This is a genomic window from Acinetobacter haemolyticus CIP 64.3 = MTCC 9819 (assembly GCF_000369065.1).
Classification (GTDB): domain Bacteria; phylum Pseudomonadota; class Gammaproteobacteria; order Pseudomonadales; family Moraxellaceae; genus Acinetobacter; species Acinetobacter haemolyticus.
Genome location: NZ_KB849812.1, coordinates 146,556 through 163,596, shown reverse-complemented (window position 1 = coordinate 163,596; position 17,041 = coordinate 146,556). Strand labels below are relative to the sequence as shown.

Genomic DNA, 17,041 nt, shown 5'->3' with positions numbered 1-17,041 from the left:
GGGATTACACGTGGGTTATAGTTTAGGATTTTGGCTTGAAGATGATACTATAAGTCAATCTGATAGTGATGAGCCTAAAAATAGTGATGAGCATAAAAATAAAGTTGAACTTCATATCAACTATTGGTCATTAGAAGCAAAACAAGCATGTAACTATCTTGATATAGGTTTGAGGTTAAATCTTTTTCGCTATAAAGAATTGAAAAGCATAAATTTTTATTTTCCTTTTAAGATGGAAAAAGAAAACTACATGGGGAACCTTGGGAATGTTATTTGCTCTAAAGATGAGCTTATCGAACTAATATTTAATGAAAAGCTTAAATCTTCTTCTGATGGTGTCAATTACAAGGATATTAGGTTCTTGGGTGATGAAGATAAGGGGCTTAGAGTATATAAGGAACTAGAAATTGGTGATGATCCCAATGATGTAAAATTTATTGTGAATGAAGATAGTGAAAGTACAAAAGTTAGTATTCCAAAAGCAATTATAAGACATGAAGAAAGCGATGATCTTTATCATTACTTTAGATTTAGATTGAAGGGCGAATTCAAACATGAGGTGCGACAGTTTCAAAAGCCTTATGATAATCAACAAGCTGAGCAAATTTCTCTAATGGTGTAAGCCAATCTAACGCTTTTCTAGGACGAGTATTCAGTGACATGGCAACTTGATTTAAATAATGCTGATCTGCCTGATTTAAATCAATCCCTTTAGGTAAATATTGCCTAATTAAACCATTCATATTTTCGCATGTGCCTTTTTGCCAGGGTGAATGTGGGTCACAGAAATATACATCTATGCCTAAATCTTCTTCAAGTATTTTATGTTCTGCCATCTCGCGTCCACGGTCATAGGTCAACGTTTTACGCAGTTCTGCAGGTAAATATTTCAGAGCTTCAGTTAAAGCCTTGCGCACTGATTCTGCCTTTGCATCAGGTAATGTTGCCAAGATACAGAGCCGTGTATTTCGTTCAATAAGTGTTGCTATCGAACTTTTATTGTCTTTACCTTTAATTAAATCAGCTTCCCAATGACCCGGTATTTTTCTTTCTTGAACTTCGGCTGGGCGCTCATGAATAGTTTTAATATCCTGTAATATAGAATCTTTTTTAGGTTCACCGTTAGCTTTTCGCTTTTTATTTTCATGACGTAGACAGGATAATAAGTCTTTTTTCAACTCACCCTTGGGTAATGCTCGTATCGTTGAATAAATCGTTGTATGGCTTACATTCATTGTTTGATCCAAATCAGGAAATGTCTTTAAACGCTTTGCTATTTGCTGAGGAGACCATAAACAACGGATCGCTTCAACAATAAATTTCCAGAGGATTGAATCGATTTTGAGTTTTCTGTGACCACGTCTACGTCTAGCGAAGGTGTTATCAGAAGCATATTGAGCTTGATAAACGTCATTGATGCTATTTCTTTTAAGCTCACGATAGATCGTACTAGGATGTCTTTTAATGAGTTCAGCAAATTTTCTGGCTGAAAAGCCTTCTTTTCTTGACTCAAGCATTAATGCAGTACGATCTTCAAAGTTAAGATGATGGTATGACAATTTTATATACTCCATAAACCCTTTAAATTAATTAGGTGGTTTATGTCGCACTTCAAGTTTTACTCTGCCAAGCTTTCAAGTAAACAAGTTCGAATTCTTTCGCAAAATTATGAGCCAGAGGATAGACTAGTAGTCAGTAAATTTGAAAAGATTGAAGTGATCGATTTTCGTTTAAATGAGTTGCGGGACTTACCGGCTACGATTTGTAATCATTTGAACAATAATTTCATTTTAGAGCAAATTCATTTGTTTATCATCCGTGATATACATGATGAATTGAAATTATCTCATGATAAATACAAAAGATGTAGATTGTTAGAAAAAGAAGTATGGAATGAATATCTACATTTCAAAACTGAAAAAGCAGCTTTACCAACACAGATGCTTATCTACCACTTTGATAAAAAAGATAAAAATGGTGAAAATGAATTTAACCATATTGATAGGTTCAACGCATTTGCAAAGTTTGTTAGAGTCAAAGTGACTTTTGTAAATATCTTGGCATTTGTATTTTCAGTTATTATATTAGGCTCATTAGGTAGTCTGATTGCAACAGTATTCATTGAATCAAGACCAAATGGTATTTATTTTTGGGCTAAGCATTGGTTTTTTCATTTTTTTATTGGTCTTTGCATGATTTATATGATTTATCGTATTTTACATACCTTTTGGAAAGGAAATTTTAAACTTCAATGGCCGATAAGACGAGGTTAACAAGTTTACATTTTTGTACTATTTCATAAATAAAAAGCTTGTATTGTGGTCTTATAACTATATTATTTGGGTCTAAGTTTTACGGGGGTGAATATGCAAAACAGCATCTATCAATTAGATCAATTTTTTGAATGTGAGATCATGTCTCACAATCTCGAAACTTTGAAATTTTTGGGTCAAGATATTGAAGCGCTTGCATATCTTTATCCCGAGATAAAATCTTGGTATTGGAATATCTTTGCCAAGGGATTCGAAGGACATGAGCGCGAAGTTCTAATTGCAAGGGAAAATTCTGGTCAGCTAGCAGGCTTTTCTTTATTAAAAAATACTTTTTTTGAAAAAAAGATTTGTACCTTTTATATACTTCCTGAATTTAGAGAGTCAGGGTTAGGAAGAAAACTTTTGCCTTTGGCTATAGATGTAATTGGTGGAAAAGATATTGGTATTACAGTTTCAGATTCTGTCGATAAATCTTTGAAACCCTTACTATTGAGTAATGGATTTGAATTTGAAAGTATTGAATCAGGTCTTTATTTGCCGCAGTATAAAGAAATATTCTATAAATTAGATTAAAAAACCCGCTCTAAGCGGGTTTTTTATTACATGACTAGTTAACCCTGCAATACACTTACATCTGCAATTGCTGTGAATAAATCACGCAACTGAGCCAATAAACGTAAACGGTTGGCTTTCAATTCAGCGTCGTCTGCCATAACCATCACGCCTTCAAAGAAAGCATCAATTGGTGCACGAAGCGCAGCAAGTTTAGACAACGCTTCTGTGTAGTTGCGTGCAGCAAGTAAAGGCTGAACCACTGGCGTGAGTGCAGACAATTCGGCATAAAGCGCTTTTTCAGCCGCTTCAACTAGATTCGCTTCAACCACAGCACCTTCAGGCGTTGCTTCTTTGGCAAGAATATTGGCAACACGTTTATTTGCCGCAGCCAATGCAGCCGCTTCTGGTAAAGTACGGAAATGATTCACCGCAGTTACACGCTTATCAAAATCAAGTGGAGATTTTGGAGCAAGCGCTTGAACGGCTTGAATCACATCAACAGCTACACCTTGGTCTTCATATTTAGCACGGTAACGACCTTCAAGGAATGCAACGGCATCAGCACGCGTCTTGTCATGATCTTTAACCACGTCACCATAACCTTGAAGCGCAAAGTTAACCAGTTCTTCAATCGTCACATCAAGTTCATTTTCAATGATTAAACGTAAGATACCGATTGCAGAACGACGTAATGCAAACGGGTCTTTAGAACCTGTTGGTGCTTGACCAATACCGAAAATACCAACCAGCGTATCTAAACGATCTGCAAGCGCAATGGTTGTACCTGTCTTTGTTTGTGGTAAAACATCACCCGCAAACTTAGGTAAATACTGCTCACCTAAAGCTTCTGCAACTTCATGATTCTCACCTTCAAGGCGAGCATAATACGTGCCTGCAATCCCTTGAAGTTCAGGGAATTCACCGACAAGTTCAGAGGTCAAATCACATTTAGCAAGTAATGCTGCTTTTTCAGCATCGGCTGCATTTGCACCTGTAATTGGTGATAGTGCAACGGCTAATTTAGCAATACGTTCTGATTTGTTCCAAAGCGTACCCAATTGCGCTTGGAATACCATATTCGCGAGTTTTTCTTTACGCGATGCAAGCGGTTGCTTTTGATCTTGTAAGAAGAAGAATTCTGCATCCGACAAACGAGGGCGTACAACTTTTTCATTGCCTTCAATAATTTGAATCGGATCTTTCGACTCAATATTTGAAATAGTAATGAAGTAAGGCTGTAATTTACCTTCAGCATTGATCAAACAGAAATACTTCTGATTGTCCTGCATCGTGGTAATCAATGCTTCTTGAGGAACAGCTAAATAACGCTCTTCAAAAGTTGCACGTAATGCAACTGGCCATTCAACTAAGCTGGTGACTTCATCAAGTAAATCTGCTGGAACAATCGCAGTTGCATTGACTTCATCAGCTAACTTTTTCACTTGATCTTGAATCGTTGCTTGACGCTTTTCAAAGTTCGCAACCACATAAGCTTTTTCTAAAGCAGCAAGGTAGTCATTTGCGTGCGCCAAAGTCACAGCTTCAGGTGCATGGAAACGGTGACCATAAGTCACATTACCTGCTTTATGATCTTGAATGGTAGCTTCAACTACTTGATCATCTTTCAGCAATACGACCCATTTTACAGGACGCACGAATTCAGTACGACTTGCTGCTGAACGCATACGTTTTGCGATAGGTAAGTTGTCTAATGCAGTTTGTAAAATTTGTGGCAGTAAAGCATCAAGGCTTTGACCTTTCACATCTTTCAAGAAGCACACTTTTTCAACTTTACCTGCTTGGAACGTCGAAAGCTGATCAACCGTAATGCCTTGACCACGCATAAAGCCTTCAAGTGCTTTAGTTGGTTTGCCTTCTGCATCATAAGCGGCTTGAACAGCAGGGCCGTCAAAACGTTTTTGTGTGTCTGCTTGAGCAGCATCAATATCAACAATTTTTAATGCCAAACGACGTGGCGCGGCATAAGCTTCGATTGCAGCAAAATTTAAGCCTGCATCTTTTAAGCCTTTTTCCGTTTCAGCTTTTAAAGCATCACGTAAAGTTTTTAAGCTTTTTGGTGGAAGTTCTTCACAGCCAAGTTCGAATAAAACAGTATGCTTTGTCATTATTTATTCTCCTTCGCTTTTTCAGCTTGGGCTGCTTCAGCTTCAACTTGTGCTTTCAGTTGAGCCAATACTTCATCACGCAAATGTGGTTCTGCCATTGGGAAACCGAGTTTCGCACGCGCAGCCACATAACTTTGAGCGATTGAACGCGCTAAGGTACGAACACGTAAAATATAACGTTGACGCTCAGTTACAGAAATCGCACCACGCGCATCTAATAAGTTAAAGCTATGCGATGCTTTAATCACTTGCTCATAAGCAGGAAGTGGAAGTTCAGCTTCCATTAAACGAGCTGCTTCAGCTTCATAGAAATCGAATAATTCAAATAATTTATCGACTGGCGCATATTCGAAGTTATAGGTCGATTGTTCTACTTCATTTTGATGGAATACATCACCGTAAGTTACTGTACCGAACTGACCTTTGGTCCAAACAAGATCGTAAACTGAGTCTACACCTTGAAGGTACATCGCAAGACGTTCTAAACCGTATGTGATTTCACCAGTAACAGGGTAGCATTCAACACCACCGACTTGCTGGAAGTAAGTGAACTGAGTCACTTCCATACCATTTAACCAAACTTCCCAACCTAAGCCCCAAGCGCCTAGTGTTGGAGATTCCCAGTTGTCTTCTACGAAGCGAATATCGTGAGTCAGGGTATCGATGCCGATTGCTTTTAACGAATCAAGATAAAGCTGTTGGATATTGTCTGGGTTTGGCTTAAGTACTACTTGGAACTGATAGTAGTGTTGTAAGCGGTTTGGGTTCTCACCATAACGACCATCTTTCGGACGGCGTGAAGGTTGAACATAAGCCGCGTTCCAAGTTTCTGGACCTAATGCGCGTAAGAAAGTTGCAGTGTGGAATGTTCCTGCACCCATTTCCATATCATATGGTTGTAATACGACGCAGCCTTGCTCCGCCCAATAGTTTTGTAGGGCAAGAATTAAGCCCTGAAATGTATCAATATGCGATATAGCACGACTCATGGTGCATCCACTGGAATCAAACAAAAATTGTGGTTAAGTATAAGGATTTTGGGGGGGAGTGGCAAAGGCGTTGTGTAAAAAACTTATGGTTACTCATTCTTTAAAATTGGAGGTTTATCAACTAACTCGATCATAAGAATATCTGCGTCTTCTAGAAATTTTGATTCATGTATACTCACTTTAGGTATTTTTGCGATTAGACATACTTCTTGGTTAGAGTTTGTATAAATGACATCACCAATTAATGTAGAACGCGTGATCCCATGAGGTGGGATGTAGTGTGAGTAAGTACCATACTGATCTAATTTGAATATTAAGTAGTAGGGATTATCTTTAGACTCTTTCATGCCTTGTGAATATTCTGAGGCAATTTGCCGACCACATATCTTTTTAAATTCAAACTCGTAGTCTGGAGCTAAATATTCAATATCTAGTAGCTCATTGATACGATCTGCCTGATAAGCATTCATACTAACATGCAAACATATATCTTGATTATTTTGTAACTTGTCTAATCTCAGCTTTTTTGAACTGTTATAACCATAGTGGATGGCTTTCGTGTGATTGATATTGTAAGAGTAATCTCCATAATCACTTAATTGAAAATAGAAGTTATAACTACCTTTACCTCTATTTGAACTTATAAATTCTTCATATTTATAGACGCCGCACAGTTTTTTATAGGTGTTGATGTTGGGCGGAAGACTTTTAATTTCAGAATAACAGTACTGTAATAAGATTATGGTACTGGAAATAATCAAAAGTAGACCAACGGTATGAGTCTTTTTAATAAAAGTAATTTTAATAATAAGAATGATCCAAAGAGCAATAATATATCCAAACATTCGCTGTACAAAGCTCATATGGTTTTTAGTAAGACGTTTTTTCGGTTAGCGTAATTGATAATTTTGTTTTATTTGCAATTCCTAACCATGACTTTAATTGTAGCAATATTTTGTACCTTTTACTAAGATCAGAATAAAACGTCACCACGTGACGCATTGCATCTCCCATGCTCTTAATTTCACAATATGAAAATGCTAATTTTTAAACGATATTCTCTGTTCTCATCAGGTCGTTTGATATGTCTGATCGCATTCGTGAAAAATTGCAAATTCTTGCGGACGCTGCCAAATATGACGTGTCCTGTTCATCCAGTGGTAGTGACCGTAAAAATAAAGACAAGGGCCTAGGTGATGCCAGTCGGTCAGGGATTTGCCATAGTTATACCGAAGATGGTCGTTGTGTTTCATTACTGAAAATCCTGTTCAGTAATGTCTGTATCTTTGATTGTGCCTATTGTGTGTCACGCCGTTCTAATGATGTCAAACGTGCTGCATTTACCGTACAAGAAGTGGTTGATCTGACCATTAATTTTTATCGTCGTAATTATATTGAGGGATTATTTCTTAGCTCAGGGATTTTTAAATCCGCAGACCATACGATGGAGCGGATGCTTCAAGTGGTGAAAAAACTACGTCTAGAGGAAAATTTTAATGGCTATATTCACCTCAAAACCATTCCCGGTGCATCGCCTGAACTGATTCATGAAGCAGGGCTTTATGCTGACCGTATGAGCATCAATTTAGAAATGCCAACTGAGATCGGATTAAAAGCGTTTGCCCCTGAAAAATCACATCAAGAAGTGCAAAAAGATTTAGGTTTGGTTCGAGATCGACTGATTCAACTCAAAGATGAACGTCAAATTATTAAGCATGTTCCAAAATATGTACCCGCAGGACAGACCACACAAATGGTGGTTGGCGCACATCAGGAAACTGATCAAGACGTACTTGTAATGGCAGATCGACATTACAAGGAATTTAAACTGAAACGGGTGTATTTCTCAGGTTATATTCCAATCAACACAGAAAATAATTATCTTCCTGCTGTCGGTTCAGCACCACCTTTGTTACGTGAAAATCGTCTTTATCAAAGTGATTGGTTGATGCGTTTTTATGGTTTTGAAGTCAATGAAATCGTCAATGAAAAACACCCACATCTTGATTTAGATGTAGACCCAAAACTGAGTTGGGCGTTGCGTCATCCTGAGCAGTTTCCAGTGGATTTAAATCGTGCTGACTATCGCATGATCCTTCGTGTACCCGGCATCGGAGTGAAATCAGCCAAGAAAATCGTACAAGCACGACGTTTTGGAAAGGTGCATATTGATTTGTTGAAACAACTCGGTGTGGCGTATTCACGTGCTAAGTTTTTTATTCGTTGTGAAGATAGTCCACGGTTTCAAAAAGAACTTTCTACGACTGATATTCGTCAGCAAATATTAACGCAGGGTTCATCTAAATACGTGAAACAACTGTCACCACAGCTGAGTTTAGGATTCTAAATATGCTCAGTGATGCTGTGGTTTATTATTACTTTGATGGTTCAATGGTCGGTTTGCTCAACTGCGTATTTCGTGCGTTCCAATTTAAAGAATTTCACGTGCAACTCTGTTTAAACCAAGGCGCACAGCATGGCTTATTCGCGACGGTGGTTGAAATTCCAAATCATGAGCAACATGCAGCACGTGTTTGGTCAGCCTTACAGCAGAAATTGTCGTATTCATCTTTGAGACAATTTTATTTTGCCTATTTATCAGAATCCTTGAATGCTTATCAGCATTTATTTAATTACTGTATCTACGTCTTTCGGCATCAACATTCAGTTGAGAAGAATTATTCGCATCCCAGTGTTTTGGCGATTTCACAATGGACCAAAAAGGTGGGACGTGAAAAGCATCGCATGGAAGCTTTTGTACGTTTTAAGAAAACCACAGATGGATTGTTTTTAAGTTTGGTACGTCCTGATTTTAATGTATTGCCTTTGATTCAACCGCATTTTAAACGTCGTTATCAAGATCAACGTTGGTTGATTTATGACGAACAACGCAAATATGGATTGTATTATGACTTACACGAGATCCATGAAGTCTCTTTAGAAGCCCATCAGATTGACCATAATATCGAAAATGGTGCCAGTCAAAATTTCCAATTAGAATTAGATGAACACGAAGAATTATATGATCAGCTTTGGAAAGATTATTTTAATAGTATCAATATTAAAGAGCGTCAGAATGTGAAATTGCATGTGCAGTATTTACCAAAACGTTATTGGCGTTATCTCAACGAAAAAATTATCTAAAGGATTTTATTAAACAATACAGTTCCTTAGAGTTTGATTTTGACGAATAGGCTTTGTGAAGACTGAAAAAAATAAAAGGAAGCATTAATTTTAAGTAAATGTTATGTTATAACGTTTCAAAATTAATACAAATCAGTCCAACAGGAAAAATAAGCATGAATAGGTTAAAACAAACTTATCTACTAAGTGTTTTATTCAGCAGTGTGTTGTTGTCAGCATGTGGGGGGAGTAGTAACTCATCTAGCTCATCATCAAATACACAAAAGCCTGAACAGCCAGCTCAAAGTCATGAAGGTCGCCTAGCGATTGCCAATGCGGATACAGAGCGTCCTTCGTTATCGGTCTATGATCTTAAAGATCAGAAAGTGATTGATACCAAAGCATTAAATTACATGCCTTCAGCGATGTATAGCAGCCCTCAATTACGTTATGCAGTGATGTTGAGCCGTAATAATGGGGTGGTGCAATTTGCTGATGGTGGTGTCTTTACGCAAAGCAACCAACTCAAAATCAATACACCTAATATCTTAACGTTCCAATTGAGTGGTACGACACCTGCTCATTATCGTAGTTTCAATGGTACGGCAGCATTGTTCTATGATGGTAGTGCTTCGGAGGTGTCTAAGTTTGAAGTGTTTACGGATAGTATGATTGCACAGAAAAGTATTGCGACTCAAAAACTACCGAAAGGACATCATGGTGTTGCTGAACCACGTGGCGAGTATGTGTTAAGTACTTATATGCCGACAGATGCGAGCACATTAAGCATAGTCAAAAGCTATCATATTCATGGTGATCACTTCCATGAAGAGCAGAGTTTAACCAATCCATGTAATCGTTTACACGGGGCAGCCTCGATTGCTAAATATGCTGCATTTGGCTGTGAAGATGGTGTTTTGGTGGTTGAACAGAAGAAAGATACTTTTGTTGATAAAAAAATTAAAATAACAGATCAAAATGATCAATTAATACGTATTAGTACAATTGCAGGGCATGAGAAAATTAATCAATTTGCTGCATTTGCATCAGGCACCCATGCTTTATTTATTGTTGATCCTGAGAAATTAAATGCAACCAGTTTAAATTGGTCAGCAGATGCAAAAGAGTTGGATGGGACAACGGCTGTTCGACGCTTACAGCAAAGCTTTGATGCAACTGGACGTTATCTCGCGATTTTAGATAGTATGGGAACTGTACATGTGATTGATACACAAACTTGGCAACGATTAGGTCAAATTCAGGCGATTAACAATGTTGTTGGTACTGAGCTTTCTAAAAGTCGTTTAGTGGTCAATGCTGCTTCGGATACCGTTTTTATCAATAACACTGAAGCAAAAACAATTATTGAACTTGATTTAAAAAACTTGAAAATCAAACAAACCATTCAATTAAATGATGTGCCAAACACCTTTACTTGGTTAGGTGTTGCAAAAATGAATTAATTCATTTGTTAAAAAAACAGCCCGCATTGCGGGCTGTTTTTTTTATTTGGACTTTTTCAAATCGATAGATCTTTATGCCTCAAAATTAGAGGAAGAAAAGATAGATAAAGATCGATACAACTGCCACACATAATATATTCAACATAAAGCCGACTTTCATCATTTCACTTTGTTGAATATGCCCAGTACCAAATACAATCGCATTTGGTGGCGTTGCAACAGGAAGCATAAAGGCACATGACGCACCGATACCAATCACAATCACAAGAATTTCTTTTGGTAATCCCATCTGTGCAGCGATTGCAGCAAATACAGGAACTAGTAAAGCTGCAGATGCAGTATTACTGGTCAACTCGGTTAAGAAAATAATAAAGGCGGCAACAACAACGATGACAACGAACGGAGATGCATCGCCGAAAGCATTTGCCAGCGTTTGACCAAGGACTAACGAAGAACCTGAATCTTTTAAAACCGCACTTAACGTTAGACCACCACCGAATAACATGAGTACACCCCAATCGGTGTTATCTGAAATATCTTTCCATGTGGCAATACCTAATATCACCACCATACACGCAGCGCTCAGAGCGACCCATGTATCTGGTTGGCTGATTCCGAATTTCTCACTTACACTTTTGCCAAAAATCCAGCCGATTGCAGTGACAATAAATAAAATCATGGTCAGTAGACGGTCGCGGTTCCAAGGAATCGATTCAGCTTTAAATTCAACTCTGTGATTTAATTTAGGACGCAAAATGAAATACAAACTGACGAGCATGGCTGGGAAAATTAATAACATCAGCGGTAAACCGATTTTCATCCAGTCTGCGAAATCGTAACCTAAAGCTTTTGCTGCAATGGCGTTTGGTGGTGAGCCAACCAACGTCCCTAAACCGCCAATATTGGCTGAATACGCAATACCCAGTAGAATAAAGACGAAAGTTTTACGTTCTTTGGCAACATCCAAATGCGTTAATAAACCCAATGCAAGTGGGAGCATCATCGCTGCGGTTGCGGTGTTAGAAATCCACATTGATAAAAATGCAGTCACAATACAGATCGCCAAGACCGCTAAACCTAAATGCCCTCGTGATAAGGCAATCACCCACATCGCGATTTTTCGATCAAGCTTTTGCACATGTAAGGCTGTTGCTAAAGCAAAACCGCCAAAAAATATGAAAATAATCGGATCGGCGAAAGTACTTAGTGCTTTAGTTGTCGTGATTGGACTGACTTCATCATTACTACCCACACTTGGCATTCCGATGAGTACAGCGAGTACAGGAACCAGCAGTGCTGTAATGGTGATGTGGATTGCTTCGGTGAGCCATAAAACACCAATAAAGAATAATAAACTTAAACCTTTGTTGGCATTTTGCTCATAGGGGAGAATTTCATATAAACCGAATGACAGCAGGGCTGCAATCGCAATAATCACCCAACCGCGGAGTACACCTTTCGGCATCGCATTGGTTGGTGTTTCTAAGTGAGGAACATTCATACAATATCCTTATTTGTGTTGTTATTTGCCACAAAGCTACATTTGGCAGAATAACTGTATTGCTCGCAAATATATCGTAAATACTAACTTCGATCATCCATGTAAAATCTTTCAAAGAGTTGTGTGATTTACCCAACTCATCTCATAGATGTTGAGATTAAATTTTTGTTGCTAACACAGGGATTGGATTAGAAAAAATGATCATTTATGGGTGGAATAAGCCCATTATGCAGATAAAATTTAAAATTAAACCTTTTTAATCAATCCCTTATGTTTTTAAGCATCGTCCTGTCTTTGAAAGATGAATTTCAAAGATTATGCTGTCCAGTTTTTGAACGTTTGAATTTTATTGTATTTAAACACAAATGGATATTTAGTTTTTTGATAAAAAAATGAGAGATATTTATTTCACTTATAAAACGATGTTTAATTTTAATTTATTGTTTTTTAATAATAAATCATGTTTTGTTCTGGATTAGACTTTAGTCTAATCTTTACTTAAGTGCTGCAATATTAAACGCTTACGGAGGGGGTAGCCTATGTTTTTAAGGTGTAACCTAAATGCATCTTTCTCATAATTCAACATATAATTGTGCGATTGATGATAATGATATGATTCCAGCAAGGTGCATTGTGAGCTCGACCCAATCAGACTGGCTAAATTTGCTTAAACCAAACTACAAAGTTCTACCGTTAAGAGAGCGTCTCCTTTCAGCAATTGGCGCCTTATGCGGTTTGGCAATTTCCTCTTTGTTAAGCTGGCATGTTTTAGACGGTATGAATGCTTGGTATATTGCGCCTATGGGAGCCTCATCTGTTTTATTATTTGCTTTACCAAGTAGCCCTTTGGCACAACCTTGGAATGTCATTATCGGTAATACGCTGGCAGCTTTTATTGGGGTGGCATGTGTTGAGTTACTGCCTGATTTAACCACCGCTTTCAGTGTTGCTGTGGGACTGGCAATATTTGTGATGATGACGACTGATTCTTTGCATCCGCCGAGTGGTGCTGTAGCAATTACAGCGGTATTGGGAGGGGAGGCTGTTCATCGTTTAGGTTTTTATTTCATTCTTTATCCTGTATTGCTCAACACGGTTATATTATTGCTCTTTGCCGTTTTGTTTAATCGTGTGATTGGGCGTCATTATCCAATGACCGCACATGTCAATGCACGTTCTAAGGATCCAACGCCAACTCAAAAGGTTTCTATTCAACCAAAAGATATTGAATATGCGCTAGAGCAACACACGGAGTTGCTCGATATTAGTCAATATGACTTAGAAAAAATTATTTTGGATGCACAAGAACGTGCACAAGGGCGATTGCATCTTGATTTTGTCTGTCAGGATATTATGAGTAAAGATGTGATTAAGTTGCATGAAGATGATGATATTCATCAAGCCTTAGATAAATTTAAGGCAGTGAATTTGATGAGTTTGCCAGTTGTAAATAATCAGAATCACTTAGTCGGGACACTTGCTTTATATGAAGTAGTCGAGTGGTTTAAAAATGCCACAGATCCGCGAAACTCTTGGCAGCATTACGTCAAACAAATTATGCATCGTCGAGTAGTTACGGTGGATCCACGACAACCGATTCAGGATTTACTCCCTTACTTTGTAGAGAAATCATTTAATTATATTCCTGTGGTTGAAGAACAGTGCTTGATCGGGATGATCAGCCGTGCAGATATGATTGCTGCTTTGCAACAGCAGTTAAGCCAATAAATTTTGACTAAAAAAAAGCTACGGTTGTATTAGGGGTGAACTCAACCGTAGCGACCAAAAGGTAAGGGGAAGATTAGCGGTTTATATTTTTCTCTTCATAAATCGTTTTTACAGGTTGTTGATAACCTTGTACCTGTGCAGTTTGGGTATCCTGCTTTTTAGGAATAACCAACCATAAAATGAGGTAAACCAAAATCCCAGGAAACGCTGCACTCATAATCGAGATCACAACAAAGATCAGGCGTAGTAAATTTGCATTCCAACCAAATCGTTCAGCAATACCGCCCATTACACCTGCGATCATGCTTTTTTGGTTTGAGCGATATAAACCAGAATTGGTCATCGATTTCTTCTCCTTAACTAAATGAAACCTCAGTAAAAAATAAACAATAGCTTTGTGAATTACTGATAATTATGAGATAGGGGCTATTCGGGTGATTTAAAGTTTAAATAAGAGATAAATTAGTTACGATGTGTAATTTCTTGCTGGAAAAACCAACAGTATCGCCTAAAATGCACCGACTTAAAGCAGGTCGCTTTGTCCCTTGTGCTACAGTCCTATCGCTTTGCCGCAGTATTGGTTGAATGAACATTCAATAAGCCAGTACTCTGATGTAATTAATACACTTATCGTTTATCAAAGATCTAAGTGTAATGTGCGATAGCCATGTTGTTGATGTTAGAGATTTGTGGATATGCAGTTCCGGTTGTCCTTCCCGCATTTTAGCGTAGGAATCCTTTTGGTTTTGGGTTTAAGTGCTTGTGATCGCCAGCACCCAGAGTCAACCCAGCAAGCCCAGACGCAACCAAGCCATGAAGCAGATGAGCAGTCAGTGGTCGCTGAAGGAATGTCCCTAACGAAAGTTGCAGGGCAAGCATCATTGCCTTATTCAGGAACTCCAGTGCGTAATTTGACTCAGCCCTCAGAAGCGAGTTTGGCGTATGTGGGACGTTACCATGCTCGTATCCCATGTACTGATCCTTTTGCGGGTTGTGTCAATCATGAAAATGAGGCGGAGTATATTCTCAATCTGCTTGAAGATGGTTCTGTGTATTGGACCAATACTAGTTTTGGCCGTTTAGGGGTAGATCCTTCACGCAATGTGACGAAAATAGAGCAGATGTGTAATCAAGTGCAATGGTATGCGCATGAAGCACAGAATGAAATTATGGTGCGTTGTGATGCTGCCAATATCAGTCTGTATTATCAGATCAATCAAGATAGAGATCTGGTCTTAGATTTAGATAAGTTATGGCATGCAAATAACGGAGAGAATCAAGCATTCTTTAAAGAGTACCCATTCCCGAAAAAAGCATATATTTTTAAACGAGTTGGTTAAAGTAAAAAAGAGCGCTTTAAAGCGCTCTTTTTATTTATCAGTTTAGATTGAATTAATAATCGAAGCTGAAATGTTCTGGTGCTAGAGAAGTCAAGGTGCGAGACGGAGTAACCATCGACTCTGCATGACCTTGAGCACGTGGCAACAAACGATCAAAGTAGAAATCTGCAACTTTGATTTTTGCTTTATAGAACTCAGGTGTTTCAATACCGTTACCAGCTTCTAATTTTTCAGAAGCGATCACCGCTTGTTGAGCCCAGAAGTAAGCCATCATGACATAACCAGAGAACCTCAAGAAATCTACAGAAGCAGAAGATACGATGTCACGGTCTTTACGTGCAGCAAGCATGATGCGAACAGTCAATGTGTTCCATTGTGCACAAAGCTTAGTTAAGTCCCAAGCGAAGCGACGTAGATACTTGTTGCGAGCATGTGTAGCACAGAATTTTAAGATTTCAGCAGTATAGTCACGAACAACTTTACCTTTTGAGCTTAAAAGAACTTTACGGCCAATTAAGTCAAGTGCTTGGATACCCGTTGTGCCTTCATATAGTGTAGAGATACGTGCATCACGTGCGATTTGTTCCATACCCCATTCACGGATGTAACCATGACCGCCGTAAACTTGCATACCGTGATTCGCTGCTTCTAAACCGAGTTCAGTCAAGAAACCTTTAAGAATCGGTGTATAGAAACCTAATTTGTCATCGTATGCTTCGTAAGCTGCTTGGTCGCCGTTTACAAGAGCATCAGTCATTTTATCAGCAAGTTTTGCAGCATGATAAATCATGGCACGACCGCCTTCAGCTACAGCTTTTTGAGTTAAAAGCATGCGACGAACGTCAGCGTGGTGAATGATTGCATCAGCAACGCGCTCTGGCTCTTTCTTACCAGAAAGTGCACGCATAGACATACGATCTTTCGCATAAGGTAAAGCGCCTTGGAAAGAAAGTTCAGCGTGTGCGATACCTTGAACAGCTGTACCAATACGTGCAGTGTTCATAAAGGTAAACATTGCATGTAAACCTTTGTTGATTTCACCGATTAAGTAACCAGTTGCGTTATCAAAGTTCAATACTGCTGTTGCTGAGGCTTTAATCCCCATCTTGTGCTCGATCGAACCACAAGAAACCGTGTTGCGCTCACCTACGCCACCATCAGCAGTTGGAATGAACTTAGGTACGATGAATAAAGAGATACCACGAGTACCAGCAGGTGCATCTGGAAGACGAGCAAGTACGATATGGATGATGTTCTCTGTTAAATCGTGTTCACCTGCAGAGATGAAGATTTTTGTACCAGAGATTTTATAAGTACCGTCAGTAGCAGGTTCTGCTTTAGTTTTTACTTGACCTAAGTCAGTACCACATTGAGGCTCAGTTAAGCACATTGTGCCAGACCAAGTGCCTTCAACGAGTTTAGGCATATACGTATTTTTTTGCTCATCCGTACCGAACTGCATGATGGTGTTCATACAACCTGTACTTAAACCAGGGTACATGGTGAATGACCAGTTAGCAGTACCCATCATTTCAGACTTGATGAGGTTTAGAGACATTGGTAAGCCTTGACCACCAAACTCTTCAGGATAAGAAAGACCTTGCCATCCACCCATTACAAATTGGTCATACGCTTCTTTAAAGCCTTTAGGCGTAGTCACTTCACCGTTGTTGAATGTGCAACCTTCTTCATCACCAGATTGGTTTAGTGGAGAAAGTACATTTTCGCAATAATCTGCTGCACCTTCCAAAATCATATCTACAGTTTCAGCATCCGCATTTTGACCACTTGTCAAAGTTTGGTAATGTGCTGGATAATCTAACATTTCGTTCATTAAGAAACGAACATCACGGAGCGGGGCTTTATATGCTGGCATAATCTTAATCCTGTATTTGAATCATTTTGGATTATCTGTTTCGATAATTTAGATTATTCACAATGGT

General features: G+C 38.6%; 15 protein-coding genes. 8 read left to right on the top strand and 7 right to left on the bottom strand.

The window, feature by feature from the left end; translation table 11 throughout:
• Positions 1-10: 10 nt before the first annotated feature.
• Positions 11-622, top strand: coding sequence for a hypothetical protein (locus tag F927_RS14905; protein ID WP_005086919.1), 612 nt, complete (start codon positions 11-13; stop codon positions 620-622).
• Here the strand turns inward: F927_RS14905 and F927_RS14900 are convergent.
• A complete protein-coding gene (locus tag F927_RS14900) occupies positions 549-1,574 on the bottom strand; it encodes an IS30-like element ISAba125 family transposase (protein WP_080631719.1) in 1,026 nt (341 codons plus the stop codon). The two genes, F927_RS14905 and F927_RS14900, sit on opposite strands and share 74 nt — an antisense overlap.
• Positions 1,575-1,601: 27 nt before the next feature.
• Here F927_RS14900 and F927_RS14895 point away from each other — a divergent pair, with 27 nt between their 5' ends.
• Positions 1,602-2,273, top strand: a complete 672-nt coding sequence (locus tag F927_RS14895) for a hypothetical protein (RefSeq protein ID WP_005086914.1) — start codon at positions 1,602-1,604, stop codon at positions 2,271-2,273.
• Between the two features lie 93 nt (positions 2,274-2,366).
• Complete coding sequence (locus F927_RS14890; RefSeq protein WP_005086912.1) at positions 2,367-2,846, top strand: GNAT family N-acetyltransferase; 480 nt, start codon at positions 2,367-2,369, stop codon at positions 2,844-2,846.
• A gap of 38 nt (positions 2,847-2,884) precedes the next feature.
• Here the strand turns inward: F927_RS14890 and glyS are convergent, their stop codons facing one another.
• The 3 genes from glyS to F927_RS17380 form a co-directional block, all read right to left on the bottom strand.
• Positions 2,885-4,954, bottom strand: a complete 2,070-nt coding sequence (gene glyS, locus F927_RS14885) for a glycine--tRNA ligase subunit beta (protein WP_005086910.1) — start codon at positions 4,952-4,954, stop codon at positions 2,885-2,887.
• On the bottom strand, positions 4,954-5,943 hold the full coding sequence (glyQ, locus tag F927_RS14880) for a glycine--tRNA ligase subunit alpha (protein ID WP_004641159.1): 990 nt from the start codon (positions 5,941-5,943) through the stop codon (positions 4,954-4,956). The genes glyS and glyQ overlap by 1 nt, the downstream gene beginning before the upstream one ends.
• Before the next feature lie 89 nt (positions 5,944-6,032).
• On the bottom strand, positions 6,033-6,413 hold the full coding sequence (locus tag F927_RS17380) for a hypothetical protein (protein ID WP_228127562.1): 381 nt from the start codon (positions 6,411-6,413) through the stop codon (positions 6,033-6,035).
• Between the two features lie 614 nt (positions 6,414-7,027).
• Between F927_RS17380 and F927_RS14870 the strand changes: the two genes are divergently transcribed.
• The 3 genes from F927_RS14870 to F927_RS14860 all read left to right on the top strand — a co-directional run bounded on the left by F927_RS14870 (position 7,028) and on the right by F927_RS14860 (position 10,529).
• On the top strand, positions 7,028-8,290 hold the full coding sequence (locus tag F927_RS14870) for a putative DNA modification/repair radical SAM protein (RefSeq protein WP_005086906.1): 1,263 nt from the start codon (positions 7,028-7,030) through the stop codon (positions 8,288-8,290).
• A gap of 2 nt (positions 8,291-8,292) precedes the next feature.
• On the top strand, positions 8,293-9,087 hold the full coding sequence (locus tag F927_RS14865) for a TIGR03915 family putative DNA repair protein (RefSeq protein WP_005086904.1): 795 nt from the start codon (positions 8,293-8,295) through the stop codon (positions 9,085-9,087).
• Positions 9,088-9,242: 155 nt separating this feature from the next.
• Complete coding sequence (locus F927_RS14860; protein ID WP_005086901.1) at positions 9,243-10,529, top strand: YncE family protein; 1,287 nt, start codon at positions 9,243-9,245, stop codon at positions 10,527-10,529.
• An 85-nt stretch (positions 10,530-10,614) separates the two neighbouring features.
• Here F927_RS14860 and F927_RS14855 read toward each other — a convergent pair whose 3' ends face one another.
• On the bottom strand, positions 10,615-12,030 hold the full coding sequence (locus F927_RS14855) for an SLC13 family permease (protein ID WP_005086899.1): 1,416 nt from the start codon (positions 12,028-12,030) through the stop codon (positions 10,615-10,617).
• 612 nt (positions 12,031-12,642) lie between these two features.
• Here F927_RS14855 and F927_RS14850 point away from each other — a divergent pair.
• Positions 12,643-13,758, top strand: a complete 1,116-nt coding sequence (locus F927_RS14850; protein WP_171501598.1) for an HPP family protein — start codon at positions 12,643-12,645, stop codon at positions 13,756-13,758.
• Positions 13,759-13,831: 73 nt separating this feature from the next.
• On the opposite strand, the gene F927_RS14845 is transcribed toward F927_RS14850, so the two are convergent.
• Positions 13,832-14,101: a PspC domain-containing protein gene (locus F927_RS14845; protein WP_004641148.1), complete on the bottom strand. Its 270-nt coding sequence runs from the start codon at positions 14,099-14,101 to the stop codon at positions 13,832-13,834.
• 352 nt (positions 14,102-14,453) lie between these two features.
• Between F927_RS14845 and F927_RS14840 the strand changes: the two genes are divergently transcribed.
• Positions 14,454-15,098 (top strand): hypothetical protein, encoded by a 645-nt coding sequence (locus F927_RS14840; protein ID WP_005086895.1) that lies wholly within the window; start codon positions 14,454-14,456, stop codon positions 15,096-15,098.
• Between the two features lie 52 nt (positions 15,099-15,150).
• Here the strand turns inward: F927_RS14840 and F927_RS14835 are convergent, their stop codons facing one another.
• Entirely contained in the window at positions 15,151-16,974 is a 1,824-nt protein-coding gene (locus F927_RS14835) for an acyl-CoA dehydrogenase C-terminal domain-containing protein (RefSeq protein WP_005086893.1), read from the bottom strand.
• Positions 16,975-17,041: the final 67 nt, after the last annotated feature.

What these genes read in the sequence shown, in the direction of transcription:
- F927_RS14900 (WP_080631719.1), bottom strand. Translation starts at nt 1,574, where the DNA reads ATGGAGTATATAAAATTGTCATACCATCATCTTAACTTTGAAGATCGT.
- F927_RS14895 (WP_005086914.1), top strand. Translation starts at nt 1,602, where the DNA reads ATGTCGCACTTCAAGTTTTACTCTGCCAAGCTTTCAAGTAAACAAGTT.
- F927_RS14890 (WP_005086912.1), top strand. Translation starts at nt 2,367, where the DNA reads ATGCAAAACAGCATCTATCAATTAGATCAATTTTTTGAATGTGAGATC.
- glyS (WP_005086910.1), bottom strand. Translation starts at nt 4,954, where the DNA reads ATGACAAAGCATACTGTTTTATTCGAACTTGGCTGTGAAGAACTTCCA.
- glyQ (WP_004641159.1), bottom strand. Translation starts at nt 5,943, where the DNA reads ATGAGTCGTGCTATATCGCATATTGATACATTTCAGGGCTTAATTCTT.
- F927_RS17380 (WP_228127562.1), bottom strand. Translation starts at nt 6,413, where the DNA reads ATGAATGCTTATCAGGCAGATCGTATCAATGAGCTACTAGATATTGAA.
- F927_RS14870 (WP_005086906.1), top strand. Translation starts at nt 7,028, where the DNA reads ATGTCTGATCGCATTCGTGAAAAATTGCAAATTCTTGCGGACGCTGCC.
- F927_RS14865 (WP_005086904.1), top strand. Translation starts at nt 8,293, where the DNA reads ATGCTCAGTGATGCTGTGGTTTATTATTACTTTGATGGTTCAATGGTC.
- F927_RS14860 (WP_005086901.1), top strand. Translation starts at nt 9,243, where the DNA reads ATGAATAGGTTAAAACAAACTTATCTACTAAGTGTTTTATTCAGCAGT.
- F927_RS14855 (WP_005086899.1), bottom strand. Translation starts at nt 12,030, where the DNA reads ATGAATGTTCCTCACTTAGAAACACCAACCAATGCGATGCCGAAAGGT.
- F927_RS14850 (WP_171501598.1), top strand. Translation starts at nt 12,643, where the DNA reads ATGATTCCAGCAAGGTGCATTGTGAGCTCGACCCAATCAGACTGGCTA.
- F927_RS14845 (WP_004641148.1), bottom strand. Translation starts at nt 14,101, where the DNA reads ATGACCAATTCTGGTTTATATCGCTCAAACCAAAAAAGCATGATCGCA.
- F927_RS14840 (WP_005086895.1), top strand. Translation starts at nt 14,454, where the DNA reads ATGCAGTTCCGGTTGTCCTTCCCGCATTTTAGCGTAGGAATCCTTTTG.
- F927_RS14835 (WP_005086893.1), bottom strand. Translation starts at nt 16,974, where the DNA reads ATGCCAGCATATAAAGCCCCGCTCCGTGATGTTCGTTTCTTAATGAAC.